Raw genomic sequence first — 15,836 nt, 5'->3', positions numbered from 1 at the left:
TTAACAATATCTTAAATAAGAGAATAAGAATATAAAGTTTACAAAAGATTAAGTGTTCAAAATCAGGTACAATACCAAATCCAAATTGGAGACAAATTGTTATACAAAGGGTGTTACCCCTTTCATAGAATTGAAAAAATAAAGCGAATTGATAATGACAAGTGAAGATAAAGCAATAAAAACCACATATTTCAGTATAGCAGGTAATACCGCATTGGCGCTATTGAAATGGCTGGCAGGTTTTTTTGGTAATTCGTATGCCCTGATTGCAGATGCCATAGAGTCTACTGTAGACATCCTTTCTTCTTTTTTGGTGCTGCTGGGACTAAAATATGCCAAGAGGCCGGCTGACGAGAATCATCCTTACGGGCATGGTCGTGTAGAACCTCTGATCACGTTTATAGTAGTTGGATTTCTGATTGTTTCAGCAACCATCATTGCTTATGAAAGCATTCAAAATATCGGAACTCCTCATGAACTTCCCAAACCCTGGACGCTGGCTGTGTTAGCAGGTATTATTATCTGGAAAGAAATTTCTTTCCGTATCGTAATCAAAAAGAGTAAAGAAACCGGCAGCTCTTCACTCAAAGCGGATGCCTGGCATCACAGAAGTGATGCAATTACATCTGTAGCGGCTTTTATAGGCATCTCTATAGCCCTCACTATGGGCAAAGGGTATGAAAGTGCTGATGACTTTGCGGCTCTCTTCGCTGCCGGATTTATTCTCTACAATTGTTATCATATATTCAGACCTGCCCTTGGTGAAATAATGGATGAAAACGTTTATGAGGATATAATTGAGCAGGTTAAAGAGAATGCTATATTGGTCGAAGGTGTATTAGGAACAGAAAAGTGTTTTGTACGCAAGTCCGGAACAACCTTTCATGTAGATCTTCATGCTATCGTCGAGGCTGATATTCCAGTCAGAGAAGGGCATCGGATAGCTCATAAACTGAAAGATTTTCTAAGAGCAAAAATGCCTCAGCTGGGCCATGTACTTATACATATAGAACCGAACAGTTATTAAAAAAACAGCATTCAATAATGCAGGGGGTGACCCTGCATTATTGATGCATCTACCGGTAAAAACAGGTCTTTAACCTACCCCTTTCATTCATTAACAGAATAAATATATGGAATGAATATGTGCCTTACTATCTTGGGTGCATAAAATCCAATAACATGACACATTTATATAGTAAACTGATACTGTTCGTACTGGCGGTAGCCTTACAGATCAATGTATCCGCTCAGTCAAAGCCTTATACTCCTGTATCGCCAGAACTGTATAATATTATTCTCCAAATGGATAGCCTGCTTTTCGATGCTGTAAATACCGGAAATGTAGAAAAGGAAAGTGCATTTTTTATGAAAGATCTGGAATTCTATCATGATAAAGGTGGCCTTGATAATTATGACAGAACGATTGAAAAATTTAAAATCATGGCCAGCAGCAACACGTCGTTACGAAGAGTACTCGTTAAAGAAAGCGTTGAGGTATACCCTGTTAAAGATTACGGAGCTATTCAAACGGGGGAGCACCGGTTTTGCCAGTTAGTAAACGGAACGTTGGTCAATTGCGGTACATTCAAATTTATGCATATCTGGAAGAAGACCGATGAGGGCTGGAAAATATCAAGGGTAGTTAGCTATGATCATTGATCAGGTATCCTGTCCGTAAAGTCTGTATTATCTCCCTGCTAGCTTTCCTTTGTTCAGTTGGAACGGATTTACATCCGTTCCAACTAAGCTAAAGAATGATGTAAATGTTAGTATTCATTTAACATTTTGTGCTCCAGTTTTTTTAATTCTGCCCTGTCATTCTCAAGGAGAGCAGCTACGGATTTAAACTTATTTGTAGCTTTTAGTTTCCCGTTTACTATTGTTTCTACAAGGACTGTGTTATCAGGCTGTTGTATGATCCGAAGTCCCATTACAGCCTTTGCATTCTCGTCATACTGCAGATCTCCGAGATAATTGGTCTCATTAATCGGGAAATTTTCATTTATACTCATTTCAAACACCCTGTTGAGATCCTCCTGATTGAAATTATTATAAAACCGTTTGAAAACATTCTCCAGATCGGTATTGTTTTCTACAGGAAATTGATAAAACAGTTTACTTACCAGTGAATTCGAATCTTCTTCGTCAATCTGTTCATCTAGCGTGTCCACAGCCATAATATATTTTTTGATTTGCTGATTATCGACATAGAATCTAGTGATCGAATTACGACTTCCCTCTTCCGGCATGGTGATACCCCGACTTTTCTTAATCAATGTATCGTCTTTCCACAGTTCGGCTACGATATTCTTATCTTTTACAGAAGCGACAATACGCAACGGTGTTGTCATTTCGGATATAGACAGCTTATCATTGGAATATTTAAAAATAATCCGGTTGAAATAATGCATGGCAAATACATTGACATCAAAAGCCGTTATCTTTCCGGATTCATAATGCGAAGTGATCATCGCATATCGATCTGCCAGCTTATATTCAGGTCCGTTGACGATTTTGCCGTTTACATATTCCGATTTGCGGTCATATGTATAATGCATATAATTTTCCAGCTGTTCCAGCAGTTCAAAGGAATACTTATATTTTAATGTACCCTGCTCATAGTAACTGATCAATTGAATATTATCGATCAGTGTATCTGACTTGAAATATCCGTCAAAGGGCTTTCCATCCTTATACTCACCCACATAGGATTCCTGAGGATCTTCAGAAATGGTAAAATCAAAATATTCTATACTTGTCATTTTATTATTGCTGTAATTCTCGATTGACGAAGGATTGTCCATGTTGTATTCCGGAAATATGATCTTCTTGACGATTGCACCATTTTCATATATAGACTGCGCACCGTCATCTACTATGGTGCCTGAAACGGGTACATCGTTGCGGTATTCGCTCTCAAATTCCACTGTTCCGTCTCTGTAAATCCGTCTGAATCCATCGCGTTTTCCGGCTTTCATTTCGTATTCTTCCTGCAGACGGGTAGATTCTGAGTCCACAAATTGCTGCTGTACGCCATCCTGCTTTCCATTTTGATAGTGTAAAAGCAGATAATCCTCTTCTCCTGTATAAAAATAACCTTCAAAGGGTTCACCATCTTTATATATTCCCGATGCAAATATATCTCCTGTTTCCATATTACGCGTTTCTTCCTTTCCTACCCTTTGTCCGTTGACAAGCTGATATGACGTTACTTTGTTCCAACGTTCATTTGTGAAGAAACCATCAAAAGGCTCACCATCTTTATACTTCTGTACCGACTGCTGCTTTCCTTCATCATAAAGGATGACCTCAGCCAGTTCTCCTTCACGGAAAGTGGATCTTTTAGTTAATTGTCCTTTCAGATTATATTCAGTTTCGATTCTTACGGCATCGTCGCCTGGTGTACGAACATCTTTTGTTTTTATAGCCACAGCAAAACCATTTCGTTTATAATACGTGAATGAGGTGCCGGATTCATTTCCTGAAAACTCATCGATCAACTGTCCCTTTTCACTGTAATACTTACTTTTGATCAAACTTCCGTAATCTCCATAGGTAAACTCTCGTGCTTTCTGACCATGCGACCAGTATAGGATTTCAGTATAATTTACTTTTGCAGGGCTGACAATAACAGGTATAGGTTCTACCATTGTAGGTTCTTCTCCATCAACTACTACAGCAGCAGAATCTATTAAAGATTCCTCACCATCAGTCAGTACATCAGCAGAATCTATCATAGGATTAGATTCTATATGGATTTCATCATAATACAATTGCGGAGCATTTGGACTAAAAACACCGGACAATACATTGTCTTCACTTATAAGACCCGTTGAAATAACTTTATTCTTGAGATAAACACTTATCTTTTCTTTCCTGCCACTACTACTATAATCAATTTTTTGCCATAAGCTTCCATCCGGATGATAATAGACTAGTTCTTTTATACTGCTCTTGTTGACAGACTGTTTTAGTTCTTTGTCCATGCCATCTTCATCATACCAGTATGAATCCCCTACATAAAATTGTTCATCGCTGGCCAGAGCATAACCTTGCATCTGCATACGTCCGTTCTTATAGAAATCCTGTATAAATACCAGTTCACCGGAGCGTTTCATAGGTAATAAGCGGTAAAATTCATGCTTATCACGTGTTGTCTGCTTCCAGTCTCTGTCAAAATACAGCGTATCCTGCGCAAACAATAAAAGGGGAAATTGCCCCAGTATAAGTAAAAAGAAATATTTCATACTTTATGTGAATCAGTTTTTAGATAGAAAAGATAAACAAAATAAAATTAACATGGCCCTTATTTCCAGTTACAGACTATTATAAATAAGCTGAACATTAAATTTCAAACTTTCGGAATAATTTCATTCTGAACAATCCATTCCTGAAGATGTTTTATTGTGTACAATTTCCTGTGACCTTATTCCTTTCTTGTGAGTTTGAGCTGTTCTCCTTCTTTTACAAGATCGAAAACCATTTCTTTTGATGGTTTGAAAATTTGTGTCGGAGCAAGACAGGTTCCTGATGTGCTGATACTATCAACATCCATTTTTATCTGGTTAGCTGCTGTAAAATAATACTTCCCGTATACTTTTGTGAAACAATCATTTCCACATTCCCAACTATCATAACTGCTGAACTCTTCTTCATCTAAAAAGTTGACAGCATGAAAGTTGAAAATCACTGCAGTGTCTATTCTTGGAGACAGATAATAGGTTTTCTCCCCATCCGGAGCCATAAGTCCTCCTTCATTAACAATCCAATGGGTGTTTTTCAGGTAATTCGGAAAAATCGTTTTTTTTCTTTCCGGCTCTTTGCAACTGAAGAACACGATCAGCAACGCACTCAAAATCAGGAAAGCTAAATTCTTTTTCATCATGGTATTTTTTATCATTATATGCATGTTTTAGACCGCTTTTCTAAATATTTCGGGAATCTCCCAGACGATTTTCGTCTTCTTGTAATCAACTTTTTCATCCGTTTTAGGATCATAGCTCAGTACCTCAGGATAAGCATTGTTCAGAATATCATGAATTATCTCTTTTAGCTTCCCGTTTGTTTCGGTATATACAGCACATTCGTTGTATAATCTCCAAAATATCAGAACTGCAATTCCTTTATCACATAACGGATGCTTTAAAATCAACGCTGCCTGTTCTGGTTCGTCCATAAACCAGGCTATATTGAATAATTCAATCGCAGATTCTGCACGCTGGATATTACTTTTCCAATCCGTATCAAACCAATCTTCAATGTCATCTTCTTCATAATATACATAGCTGTCTTCACCATTGGTTTTCTGAAAAATCCAATCCGGAACTGTAAGTTCATTTTCATAAAATGGTGCCGGATCAAACTGAATAGCTGTTTTTTGATAAAAGCTATCAGGATAGTTCCTTAAAATTGTTTTCAGCAACATAAACACTTCGTTCAGGTATTCATCCTGTAACACTATATCCAATTTATATTGCTGAAAATCCTGTGGCTGTGCCAGCCAGAATAACTCCAGAGCGGTCGCTTCACTGCAAACAGAACTTTCTATAATCCGTTGTAAAACTTTCACACCATTGTCCCAATTGTGACGAGTGGCGAGGTAATGTAATTCTTCCGAAGTCTTATCATTAATCAGCTCTCCTAATTGATCCATAAATTCTTTTTTGTATTATCTATATGAATGTTTTCCATTTTGTACAATATTCGTATAGCGTTTTTTCTTTTATTTGCGCCATGTTTTCATCCAGTCCAGATATTCCTGCTGATACGGATTATCATTGAGTAAAATAATTATCTCTCTCAGCTTATCTCGGTCAAACTCATAATCATTGACGGAAAACATTAAGAAAATATCTTTTCCAACAAGATTTTTAAAGAAGTCTTCCTGTTTTAATTTGAGTAAAACCTCAAAACAGGTTTGATACAAGGTTTGCTGAAACTCTTCGAATTCCTCGTCATTCTCGTCATCATATTCGTCTTCCTGATCCTCTTCAATTGCTTCGATTGCTTCATACAATTGATGGGATATTGCAGAGAATCCATCGCCAGGTCTGCTACCTTCATAGCACCATTCTGCTGGCTCAAATGTATAATAGGTCAAGTCGTCCTGAGGTCTGGTGGCTAAAAAATCCATCGTATTGGTTGCCGGGCAAACCGTCATAGCACCTTCGTCGCTATATAATGCAAAAGCATAAATATTTTCAGCGGCATGATTAGCCACAATTTCCTGAAAAGATTTTCGGGTTGCAGCTTCAATCTGTATGGCTAATTTCTCAAAATCTAAATTCATTATAATCTCTGTTTAAAAGGCTATCATTAACATTATTGCTCCCTATTCCGTTCTAAATATATAGACTATCCAATAGTTCTTTTACTTTCGTGTTGCCTTCATTATTGATGGCTAATACACTGTTCTTTTCTACAATTGGCTCTCCCGGTATGCTGAGGTAAAAAGCCATTTCTTCTATTTCATTTCCATATTTTTTCACCAGTTCCTGTTTCGCAATGCGCAGGGCATCTGTAAATAACTGCAGATTTTTTTGCCTTTCGGGTGCATAATCAAAACCTTGCTGAAATAACGGCACAATATCCTTTCTATAGCGATCCAAAAGCAATCTGGTAAAAGTGTCTACACCTTCTTTTACAGCGTCCTGGCTAACACAAAAACACCATTCAGGAGCATCCCATTCTTTATTTTTATGGATTTTCTTTAAGCTTTCGGTTGTAGAAACGGCTGAATAAGCGGTAAGACAATCATTGTCCAGTATCAAGGCAAAAGCATACATGCTCTGTTCTTTCTTACTGAAAAGCTGATAGAAAAAATCGAATTCATTTACAATTGAACCGGATAAAACCGGAAGATTTCTTTTATGCCAATTCTCAAGATTTGTCGGAACAATAGTTTCTTTACTTTCCGGACACCAATATCTATTGGTGCTGCAAGCTCTTTCCAGATCATCCATGTCATCCTCACCAACACTCAGTAAAAATTTAGAGGATATTAAACCTCTGATTTGTGCCAATGTCTGATTTACTTTTTCATTTATGATATAGTCACTAAGTGTTTTGTCATGTTTTTGAAAATCGCTGTATTCTGCAAAATGACTCTTGATTTTGTCAAGTGAAACGACAATCTGATCGAGATCTACGATTATTTTCACAGCTTCTTCTTCACTCAGTTTTATTTTATCATTGCTTTTACTCATGTTTTGTCACTTTAATATTCCCAGACAAAGGATTTCCATTCGGTTAAAAGATTAATATTGCAATGCGCTAATTTTCAAATGATTATATTTTTACAAAGAAGTTAAAGGTTTGTTCAGCAATAAGCTTTGGGGTTGTACCAGATGTATCCTTAATTCGGTCTTCGTACAACTCAATTTTTATTATTTTAACGTCGCCCGAGATTTTATAGGTTTCATCTTTTGTATAATTATAACCCACTACATCAGAGCCTTCTTTACCTGGAATCTTTTTGACTTCTGCAAAGTATCTCAGCGTTATGCTATTACCCGTCTGCTCTCCTTTTTCAAAACGAATTTTCCTGATCTTATTAATGTTAAGTCCACTGGAACTGATATTTCCCTGTATCCGGAATTTCAGTATTTCAGCATTTTTGGAAATCATAACAATCATAGGATTAAGACGCTCCGTAGCTTCTTTACGGGTTGTATAAGTGTATTTCCCGCCTGTCTCCGGAACTTCTCTTGTAACCCGATTGGGCTCTGAGTAAATAGTCGTAACCTGCAATTTCTGAGCATTGGTTTTACAACCAGACAGTACCAAAAAAGAAGTTAAAATGATGAAATATTTCACTGTCTTATTTTCGAATAATCTTTGAATTAAAAATAACTAAAGCTACTGGAAGAAAATATCCCCGATAACGGTGTTTTTTGGGTTTATACCTAACAGCGGTTAGGTTTAAAAGTTCTCCTATTCTAAAAATTTAGTTTTACAGTAATCAATTTTGTAGGCTCCGTTTTCAGAAACTAACGTAACTTCATTTTGTGTCTTTATTCCGTTTCCATAATCAATAAACACATCGTATATCCCCTCTTTAATCTTATTTATTTTTAATTGCTTTAGCTCTCCAATATCTCCATTTCCTCTTCCAAAAAGCGACATTTCGCGTTCTTCAATAGGGTATATTCCGGACCATTTGGCTATATATTTCTTTTCGGCAGCAGGATATTCTGCGTCTGTTAAGTTGGAAGGACCATATAGTTCACCTGATTCAGCTATAAATTCCTGAAACCTTTTTGTACATAGTTTTTCTTCTACGTTGTAATCCGGGAAATATCGGTCAGATTCTTTTGTTTTGAATATTTCTTTCAACCATTCTTCAGCAGTATCCTTTTGATTGTATATTGGCGTGTTTTCTTTCTGAATAATCACAGAATCTACCGTCTTTTGCAACGAATCATTCATCAGTGAATTAGAATTTTCCTTATTTTTTTGATTGCATGAGCTTAACAAAAACAGGGACAGATAAAGTGCCGGATACATTTTTTTCATAGATTTTTTATTTAGTAAGCGTAAAATTTTTGATGTAGTTATCATTTATATATAGGCTAATTCAGTCCGTTTTTAGCATCTTTCAATATTTTTTCAGCTTTTAGTCTTATCGCTTTGGGCAATAATTTGAAATTCGCATCTCTTTCTTCCCGGTACTTATCTTCCTCCTGAAAGGGAATCCATCCTGTAATCTTGGATTTTGAAAGCTTTTCTCCACCCGTATTGGTATACACAATCACTTTCAGGGGTTTGGCATCTAATCCGTCTGATTCTTCAAAATAAGTAAGGTAAAACTCAGGAAACTCGTTCTTATCCGCATCGCCAACCTCACAGAAATTAATGAGATACCGGGGTTGTGCAAGACCTTTTGCAAAGTCCTTAAAGATTACTTGGGGAATTAATCCGCCGTGATCTTCCAGAAAAATACCTGCATGTAAATCTTTGGGATTATCTTCTAAAGAAGCGCCTGTTTTAGCTTTGCTTTCATTCAGATACCAGACATAACTTCCATTGTTTGGAACAAAGGATGTGACGATCATTACCGGATTTCCCGGCACCGGAATTCCAAGTTCTTCAATAATCTCGTTGTATTTTTTATCAGAAGAAAAATAAACTCCTGTTCTTATCTGTGCAGAAGATGAGAATGCCATCATAAAGGCTGCAATAGCAAATAGCGTTCTAAAAATCATAGTTTTAGAGTTTTTTTGAAGTGTATTGTTAATTTTCTTTGTATTCTTTTCCGGAATAAATATCAATGTAGTAATAAATGTTCTGTCCTGAATCCGTTTTAAGGTTCACCCATCCATCCGAATTAACAGAAGTATAAGCCTTTGATCCTATATTTTTATTATTCTTAAGATCATAAAGTGTATACAAACCGTTTTCTTCTTTCTGAAGGGCATAAATCTGTTTTTCGGTATCCAAAACCGAGATATCATTGTATGCTGGCTTTATTTCCCATGTATTTTCACGGTTGTTCCACAAGCCCGTTCTCCTGTATTGTTTTTCGTCTTCAACACGGATAAGATAAGCCTCATCCATACCTCTGTAATAATTTATTTTTCCAAATTTCCAGTCTTTGTCAATGAACTGATCTGGTAAAATCATTTTTCTGTCCGGCCAGACCAGATATCCGACCTGATCCAGAACTTTAAAATCATAGATACCAATAGAATCGGCAACATTTCCTTTTGTATCTATATAAAGCCAGTCGTACGCCCAGACATCATTATCGTAATTAAAAACTCCCAACAGAAAGTAGGGCGAATTGGTTATGGAATAAACTAAAGAAGTTCTTTTAATAAAATCAATCTGTGAAGCTGTAGCCTTTGTTATTTCCTTCGGAAATATCTTTTCGTATTGCGGGAAAGCATACACATCATTAGTCTTACTATCTGTTAAGAGTTTAGGAATTTCCGGCTTATAGCGCTCTTTATTTATTTCTTTCAATGTTATATTTTCTTTGCCAAATCGGATTGAAAGGGCTTCGGTACCTTTCAAACTATTATAAATTGCTTTTTTCTGATTCAATTCATATACCGAAAATGTTGCATTTGAAGCTTTAATAAAGCGTTTATTTTCTAATAATTCAGTAATGTTATTCTCAATCTTATTTAGGCGTCTTTTTTTGATTTCGTAAAGACTTCCATTCCAAAAAACATGGCTTTCATCTACAGAAACGAAATTCAGGGAATACTCATCCTCAAGGTATGGAACATCCTCACTAAGTAAGACTTGTCTGGTTTCTAAAACACCAATCTCAACTTTATGATAGGTTTGTTCTTTTTTAACATCACCTCCCATAATATTCCAATCCCATTTCCAGGCTGGCATTTTCTTTTCGTACTCAATTTCTTTTTTATAAAATGTAAGACCATTGATAACATCGATATTGATCTCATCAGCGGAATAATCCAAAACTATTTTTCCTGTTTCGTCTATGATTGCAGATTCACCCTTTTCATTTCCTACAATTGCAAAGCCTGTAGGCGTAAATAACGATGCAGTCTTGAATTTCTGTTCGATAACAGGTTTCAAACTTGTTTTATCTACATAGATAAAATTATTCTCCCGTGTAAGATAAGGAACCGTATGTATGGTCTTCATTTTTGTAGAAACTACTGAGGAATTGTCTTTTATTTCCTGCGTGCAGGCTGTAACTGAAGTCAACATAAAAAGGATATACAATACTGTTATTTTCATTCTTCAAATCTTTACTCATCGTATTTTTCAATATTAGAGAGAAGTGAAGAATAAAACAATCCCTGTTATCAGCCATATTTCATAAAAACCAATTCTTTCAATCGCTTTGAATAGGAAATGCATCAGATCCTGTCCATAAGCAATCTGACCTGACTTTTTCTGTCAAACTTTTGCGGATAGCAAATAAGATATAAGGAGTAGTTTGTTATTTTAAGTAAAGCCCGAAATACCAGGTCCATCCAATAAGGATCAATTGCATAGGAAGCCTTTGCGCATACAGATAATTCATGCCGGGACCTGTGTAATCGGCTTTGAAAATATTGATCATCTTCCTGGAAGAATTGACATTAGCTATAAACACCACTACGAAAAAAATAATAAGTAATAAAGCTGTCAGAGCGCGTAACTGCGGGATCATCAACCCTATACCGGCTGCGATTTCCAGAATACCGGTGAGATATACAAAAAACATTTTTGCCGGTATATAATCGGGCATCATCATAGCCATTCCTTTTTGAAATCTAAAATGTGATAATCCTGTAAAAATGATAAATACACTCATACCCAGGTTTCCGGCAAAGACAAAATCCCAAAATCCATACATAAATTTTGCACCCAGCAAAGCGATAAAAAAGGCGGTAAACAAAAGGATTAATAATTTCATAAGCTTTAGAATAGGTTTGTACCGATACTTTATATTACGCTGCCAGCGATATGGTTCCAAAGGAGCGTAATACATTCATAACAAATAACAGAGTTAAATGTTGTTGGTATTATGATAAGTACAAAATTTTATATCCTGGAATCTGCTATTTATGACCTTTCGCCGCTCTTTTGTTCCTGAAAAATTCTTTGTCAGCAATATAGATGGTCTTTCGTACCTCGCAGTAAACGGTTGATTTATTCTTATCAGTCAGTTGGGTTACTTTGGTTATTTCTATCTCCTGATGCGTCCTGACATTGGCTTCAATATTATTTAGCTCTTCTTGTGAATATTCAAAATCTGCATAAAGATCTACATTGCCGGGTCGTCTGAAAGATATTTCAGCAGATTTGTCCCAGATTACATAACGGTGGCCCAACAGATTTATAAGTTGTACCATAGGGATAGGATCTACAGCCGAAAACATACTTCCGCCAAAAATCGTTCCCATATAGTTCTTATTCTTATAGCTAAGCGGAAGTTTGATCACTATAGTTAAGAGATCCGCAGATACAGACTGAATACGGGCTGTACTTCTTCTGTACATGGGCGATAAATTGAAGCCCCATTTTAATAGTTTTGGAAGCCCTATATATTTAGAGCCAACTTTGGATAATTTCTGATAGAATGACATGTGCTAATATTTTAAATGATCTATAATCTGCAGCATAACCACCTCAACACGCTTTCTGGAATATAGCCTTCCAACCTGAGCAAGCCCCATTAAAGAAGATAATAACTCAATAGCCTTGTTTTCAACATCCGCTATATTCTTAAATTCCTTATTCTCCACTCCTAGTTTCAGCGTCTCCATAGTATGCATGAGGATTACATCACAAAATTCTTTTGCTTTTTCTTTTAATATACCTTCCAAAGAATTGCTGTCTGATGCCAGCGTTCCTATCAGGCATATTTTATTATTTGAAATAAGCTTCAAATAATAATCAAATAATGCACGAAGTCTCTTGCCGGCATCTAAGCCCTGCTGTCTGAGATGTATATCTTTGAAATTATTGATATACTTTTCTACGATTGCAATTCCTAAGTCTGTTTTAGTTGGATAATAGTAATGTATAGATGATGTTTTTATCTGAACTGTTTTAGCAATGTCAGCATAGCTGAAAGCATTATAGCCTTTTTCGATAAGGAGTTCCTCTCCCACCGTCAGGATCTGTTCTTTTATTTTCATATTCTATCTACTAGTAAATAGATAAATTTAACAAATATTACTGTATTACAACAATTTATATAAAAAAAGCTTAACTTATATGGATCTGGCCTTATGAAGCCTGGTAAACAAATACAGCGTATCAACTTTCATTGATACGCTGCAGGGTTAATTAATTGGGTCTATAATATTGTATTCCTAGAATTTGTAAGTAATACCAAGACGCATATTACGTCTTGCTTCTACGATGTAGCTGTAATAATCAACTCCTCCCTTGGCAAGGGTTGCTGCATTGGCTTTTGAAAAAGATCCTGCAGTCAGTAGTTTTCTGTTATCCAGCAGGTTGTTCACCAATAAGGAAATATTGTATTTTCCTTTTTGATAACTCAGGCCTCCATCCGTACGTACATAGTTTTTGAAGTTTGATTCTTTTGTAGTACCTACAGCTCTGTCAAACATTGTCTGAACACTTCCCATCAGACCAAATCCTTTCAATGTTCCGTTTTGGATACGGTATTGCACCCAGGCATTAGCTGTATGTTTCGCTGTATTTGGTGTAATGTTTCCTATTGTTGATTCGTCACTTGCTTTCGATATTTTAGAGTCGGTCAGTGCATAGTTGGCATTGACATTTAATCCTTTTAAAATTTCTCCGGTAATATCCAATTCAATTCCTTTAGATTTTGTTTCGCCTAACTGTGCCTGGAAAGTCTGTCCGTTAACCACGTGATTCGGATCCGGATCTGTTACGAGTGAATTTTCTCTTCTGATAGAGTAAGCACTTATTGTCGAAATCCAACGCCCTCCAAACCACTCTTTTTTTACTCCTGCCTCAATATTATTACCTCTGATCGGCTTAAATGCATTTCCTTCCCAATCTACACCCGCTACAGGAACAAATGACTGATCATACAAGGCATATACACTCATCGATTTGTCGATAGAATAACTCAACCCGGCACGCGGACTCCATACATTGTCCTTCACGTCAGCAGCATTAGTCTTACCCACAGTCTCCGCATTTGTGAATCGTAAACCTAATGAAAGACGAAGTTGATCATTGAAAAAGGCCATTTCATCATGTGCATAGAATGAGGTGTAAGAGACAGAAGATACATAGTTACTTCCTCCGGCTCTCAATTTCACACTTTTAGACCTGTCTATAGCTGGTAAGACAGCTCCCGGAATACCGTATTTAGGATCGTAAACATTAAGGGAAGCAAACGGAATAGAATCCAGTAATGTTCTGAAGTCACCCCAGAATTTTTTGTTTCCAAAGTCTCCTCCGAATAACAAACGGTGTCTTACTCCTCCTGTCTTTTCCTCTCCAGTGAATGAAAACTGAGCAAATCTGTTCTCTCCTGCCTCATCAGCAATACTCAGATTGCGTGGCATGTCACCGTTAGGTTTCATGTAGTTTAACCAGGTACTGTTTGCAATCATATTGAAATTGAAATAAGCAACCTGAGCATGTAGTTTCCAGTTTTTATTTAACTGGTGGTCAAAATACACATAGGCGCTGTGATCTTTGATCTTACTCGGTTCAAAGGACGGATCACCATAGAAGAAATCATTGGCAATGCCCGGATCTGCATATTGTTTTGGAGAGAAGGTATAGTTGCCATTCGTCAGATAAGTAGATCCCTGATAAGTATACTCTACTGTCAGTGAAGTCGCATCATCAATCTTATAAGTCAATACCGGTGCAACTACAACACGATTGCTGTAGTTGTATTTGGTAAAATAATCCTTCTGTTGTCCGGCTACGTTGAGACGGTACAACAATTTACCATCTTTACTAAGTTTACCATCAAAATCCAGCGCACCACGATATGTGCTGAAGCTCCCCATATTGAAACTTGCAGATCCTTTCGTGTGACCTGAAGGTTTTTTGGTCACCACGTTATAAAATCCGCCCGGCTCGCCATTTGCCAACATAAAGCCTGCAGGACCTTTTACAAACTCAATACGCTCTATCATAGACGCATCCTCAGCTGTAGGTCCCCAGGATGCTTCTATATTCATACCATTTCTAAATGCCGGAATTTTCGATCCGCGCATTCTCAGATTGGCATATTGATTATCCCAGTGTCCTTGACGTGTAGCACCGCTGATATTACGTGTAATACCATCTACAATATCAAACACCTGCTGATCTGCCATAAGATCTGCCGATATGATCTGTATATTCTGAGGCAATTCCAGAATAGGAGTTTTTAAACGGAGTGAACCTGAAATACTGTCCAGTTTATATTGCTGATAATATCTTCCGTAAACAGAGACTTCGTCAATAGACTCCGATTTTGAAGATAGTTTGATTTGTCCTACATCCAGCGATTGATTTTTAACCAATACAACAGACTGATACTTACTGTATCCAAAGGCTTTTATTTGTAATTCATAATTGCCGGATTTCACATTGGACAGTTTAAAGTGGCCTTCGGTATCTGTTGTTGTTGCCAGATTTGAAGGATCCAGTTTGATCGTAGCTCCGGGGACAGGCTGATCATTTTCATTTAAAATTATTCCTTCAACTGAAAACAGGCTTTGAGCATAAGATGCCGTGCCACTCAGATAAAGAAGACAAAAAAATAACAAACGTAATAGTTTATTCATGAGTGTGCTGAATTAAGGGTGTGTTGTTGTTTATATTATGTGAATTAAATGTTGAGCATAGTTTAATATCTCCAGTTACAAGCCGACATGCCCGAAAAGAAACAGAAGTACGGCAATCTGTACATGGATTGACAAACGGAAGTAATGTATTATCGAAATGGATTGGAAGCTTCTGCTTTTAAGATGCTTATGTTCTGCAGAGACAGAGCAGCTCCTCTCTCAGAAGAGATTTGAAGAGATAATAGAGGTAAGTATTTCATAATATGTTGAATATTGTACGTATTTATTGTTTCAACTCTTTATGAAAAGAAATGACAAGAAGATATTTGAATAAGAAATAGTTTAATTTTTTATTTTTATTTATCTTGCAGATTCTTCCATATTTTACAGTATCGGGAGTGAGCTGTTCAGCTTGCTGAGCAGATCAACTACAATCAGTTGCCGCTGATAGTAGTTTTACGCCATGCAAAAGATTGCCGTCTTATGCATGGCGTTATTTTTATAAGCTATTGAATTTATATTCTGGTAGACGTGCAGATAAAAACCACATTTACAATATTAAATCCAATTATTTAGACTGATTAAAAACAACGCAAATATAAAACGAAATCTTCTTATTGCAACTTTTAT

General features: G+C 36.6%; 15 protein-coding genes. 2 read left to right on the top strand and 13 right to left on the bottom strand.

The window, feature by feature from the left end; genetic code table 11:
* Nucleotides 1-154 precede the first annotated feature (154 nt).
* Entirely contained in the window at nucleotides 155-1,027 is an 873-nt protein-coding gene (locus I6J03_RS19275; protein ID WP_002995505.1) for a cation diffusion facilitator family transporter, read from the top strand.
* A 155-nt stretch (nucleotides 1,028-1,182) separates the two neighbouring features.
* The gene (locus I6J03_RS19270; RefSeq protein WP_003002718.1) at nucleotides 1,183-1,662 is read left to right on the top strand and encodes a nuclear transport factor 2 family protein; all 480 of its coding nucleotides are present in this window, start codon (nucleotides 1,183-1,185) and stop codon (nucleotides 1,660-1,662) included.
* A 107-nt stretch (nucleotides 1,663-1,769) separates the two neighbouring features.
* Here I6J03_RS19270 and I6J03_RS19265 read toward each other — a convergent pair whose 3' ends face one another.
* From I6J03_RS19265 to I6J03_RS19205, 13 genes are all read right to left on the bottom strand, one after another.
* Nucleotides 1,770-4,250 carry a toxin-antitoxin system YwqK family antitoxin gene (locus I6J03_RS19265; protein ID WP_201693908.1) on the bottom strand — a complete coding sequence of 827 codons (2,481 nt, stop codon included), beginning with the start codon at nucleotides 4,248-4,250 and terminating at the stop codon, nucleotides 1,770-1,772.
* A gap of 179 nt (nucleotides 4,251-4,429) precedes the next feature.
* Nucleotides 4,430-4,885, bottom strand: coding sequence for a hypothetical protein (locus I6J03_RS19260; RefSeq protein WP_232279590.1), 456 nt, complete (start codon nucleotides 4,883-4,885; stop codon nucleotides 4,430-4,432).
* Nucleotides 4,886-4,915: 30 nt separating this feature from the next.
* Nucleotides 4,916-5,656: a DUF4274 domain-containing protein gene (locus tag I6J03_RS19255; protein ID WP_003002725.1), complete on the bottom strand. Its 741-nt coding sequence runs from the start codon at nucleotides 5,654-5,656 to the stop codon at nucleotides 4,916-4,918.
* 69 nt (nucleotides 5,657-5,725) lie between these two features.
* Nucleotides 5,726-6,292 carry a DUF4303 domain-containing protein gene (locus tag I6J03_RS19250; protein ID WP_003002727.1) on the bottom strand — a complete coding sequence of 189 codons (567 nt, stop codon included), beginning with the start codon at nucleotides 6,290-6,292 and terminating at the stop codon, nucleotides 5,726-5,728.
* 52 nt (nucleotides 6,293-6,344) lie between these two features.
* Nucleotides 6,345-7,208: a DUF4303 domain-containing protein gene (locus I6J03_RS19245; RefSeq protein ID WP_003002730.1), complete on the bottom strand. Its 864-nt coding sequence runs from the start codon at nucleotides 7,206-7,208 to the stop codon at nucleotides 6,345-6,347.
* 82 nt (nucleotides 7,209-7,290) lie between these two features.
* Nucleotides 7,291-7,818 (bottom strand): hypothetical protein, encoded by a 528-nt coding sequence (locus tag I6J03_RS19240; RefSeq protein WP_003002731.1) that lies wholly within the window; start codon nucleotides 7,816-7,818, stop codon nucleotides 7,291-7,293.
* 117 nt (nucleotides 7,819-7,935) lie between these two features.
* Nucleotides 7,936-8,517, bottom strand: a complete 582-nt coding sequence (locus tag I6J03_RS19235) for a hypothetical protein (protein ID WP_232279591.1) — start codon at nucleotides 8,515-8,517, stop codon at nucleotides 7,936-7,938.
* 56 nt (nucleotides 8,518-8,573) lie between these two features.
* Nucleotides 8,574-9,206, bottom strand: a complete 633-nt coding sequence (locus tag I6J03_RS19230; RefSeq protein ID WP_039989677.1) for a hypothetical protein — start codon at nucleotides 9,204-9,206, stop codon at nucleotides 8,574-8,576.
* A 28-nt stretch (nucleotides 9,207-9,234) separates the two neighbouring features.
* The gene (locus tag I6J03_RS19225) at nucleotides 9,235-10,719 is read right to left on the bottom strand and encodes a hypothetical protein (RefSeq protein ID WP_003002741.1); all 1,485 of its coding nucleotides are present in this window, start codon (nucleotides 10,717-10,719) and stop codon (nucleotides 9,235-9,237) included.
* Nucleotides 10,720-10,924: 205 nt separating this feature from the next.
* The gene (locus I6J03_RS19220; RefSeq protein WP_039989679.1) at nucleotides 10,925-11,383 is read right to left on the bottom strand and encodes a DoxX family protein; all 459 of its coding nucleotides are present in this window, start codon (nucleotides 11,381-11,383) and stop codon (nucleotides 10,925-10,927) included.
* Nucleotides 11,384-11,528: 145 nt separating this feature from the next.
* Nucleotides 11,529-12,056 carry a DUF4442 domain-containing protein gene (locus tag I6J03_RS19215; RefSeq protein WP_003002745.1) on the bottom strand — a complete coding sequence of 176 codons (528 nt, stop codon included), beginning with the start codon at nucleotides 12,054-12,056 and terminating at the stop codon, nucleotides 11,529-11,531.
* A 3-nt stretch (nucleotides 12,057-12,059) separates the two neighbouring features.
* Nucleotides 12,060-12,611: a TetR/AcrR family transcriptional regulator gene (locus I6J03_RS19210; protein ID WP_003002747.1), complete on the bottom strand. Its 552-nt coding sequence runs from the start codon at nucleotides 12,609-12,611 to the stop codon at nucleotides 12,060-12,062.
* A 177-nt stretch (nucleotides 12,612-12,788) separates the two neighbouring features.
* On the bottom strand, nucleotides 12,789-15,206 hold the full coding sequence (locus I6J03_RS19205; protein ID WP_003002748.1) for a TonB-dependent receptor: 2,418 nt from the start codon (nucleotides 15,204-15,206) through the stop codon (nucleotides 12,789-12,791).
* Between the last annotated feature and the right edge of the window lie 630 nt (nucleotides 15,207-15,836).

This window comes from Sphingobacterium spiritivorum, from assembly GCF_016724845.1.
Lineage (GTDB): Bacteria > Bacteroidota > Bacteroidia > Sphingobacteriales > Sphingobacteriaceae > Sphingobacterium > Sphingobacterium spiritivorum_A.
The sequence above is the reverse complement of the archived record's forward strand: the minus strand, read 5'-3'. Positions and strand labels throughout refer to the sequence as shown.

Bases quoted from the DNA above. Each gene is read 5' to 3' on its own strand.
- I6J03_RS19250 (WP_003002727.1), bottom strand. From the start codon at position 6,292: ATGAATTTAGATTTTGAGAAATTAGCCATACAGATTGAAGCTGCAACC.
- I6J03_RS19205 (WP_003002748.1), bottom strand. From the start codon at position 15,206: ATGAATAAACTATTACGTTTGTTATTTTTTTGTCTTCTTTATCTGAGT.
- I6J03_RS19210 (WP_003002747.1), bottom strand. From the start codon at position 12,611: ATGAAAATAAAAGAACAGATCCTGACGGTGGGAGAGGAACTCCTTATC.
- I6J03_RS19235 (WP_232279591.1), bottom strand. From the start codon at position 8,517: ATGAAAAAAATGTATCCGGCACTTTATCTGTCCCTGTTTTTGTTAAGC.
- I6J03_RS19230 (WP_039989677.1), bottom strand. From the start codon at position 9,206: ATGATTTTTAGAACGCTATTTGCTATTGCAGCCTTTATGATGGCATTC.
- I6J03_RS19260 (WP_232279590.1), bottom strand. From the start codon at position 4,885: ATGAAAAAGAATTTAGCTTTCCTGATTTTGAGTGCGTTGCTGATCGTG.
- I6J03_RS19270 (WP_003002718.1), top strand. From the start codon at position 1,183: ATGACACATTTATATAGTAAACTGATACTGTTCGTACTGGCGGTAGCC.
- I6J03_RS19225 (WP_003002741.1), bottom strand. From the start codon at position 10,719: ATGAAAATAACAGTATTGTATATCCTTTTTATGTTGACTTCAGTTACA.
- I6J03_RS19245 (WP_003002730.1), bottom strand. From the start codon at position 7,208: ATGAGTAAAAGCAATGATAAAATAAAACTGAGTGAAGAAGAAGCTGTG.
- I6J03_RS19275 (WP_002995505.1), top strand. From the start codon at position 155: ATGACAAGTGAAGATAAAGCAATAAAAACCACATATTTCAGTATAGCA.
- I6J03_RS19220 (WP_039989679.1), bottom strand. From the start codon at position 11,383: ATGAAATTATTAATCCTTTTGTTTACCGCCTTTTTTATCGCTTTGCTG.
- I6J03_RS19255 (WP_003002725.1), bottom strand. From the start codon at position 5,656: ATGGATCAATTAGGAGAGCTGATTAATGATAAGACTTCGGAAGAATTA.
- I6J03_RS19215 (WP_003002745.1), bottom strand. From the start codon at position 12,056: ATGTCATTCTATCAGAAATTATCCAAAGTTGGCTCTAAATATATAGGG.
- I6J03_RS19265 (WP_201693908.1), bottom strand. From the start codon at position 4,250: ATGAAATATTTCTTTTTACTTATACTGGGGCAATTTCCCCTTTTATTG.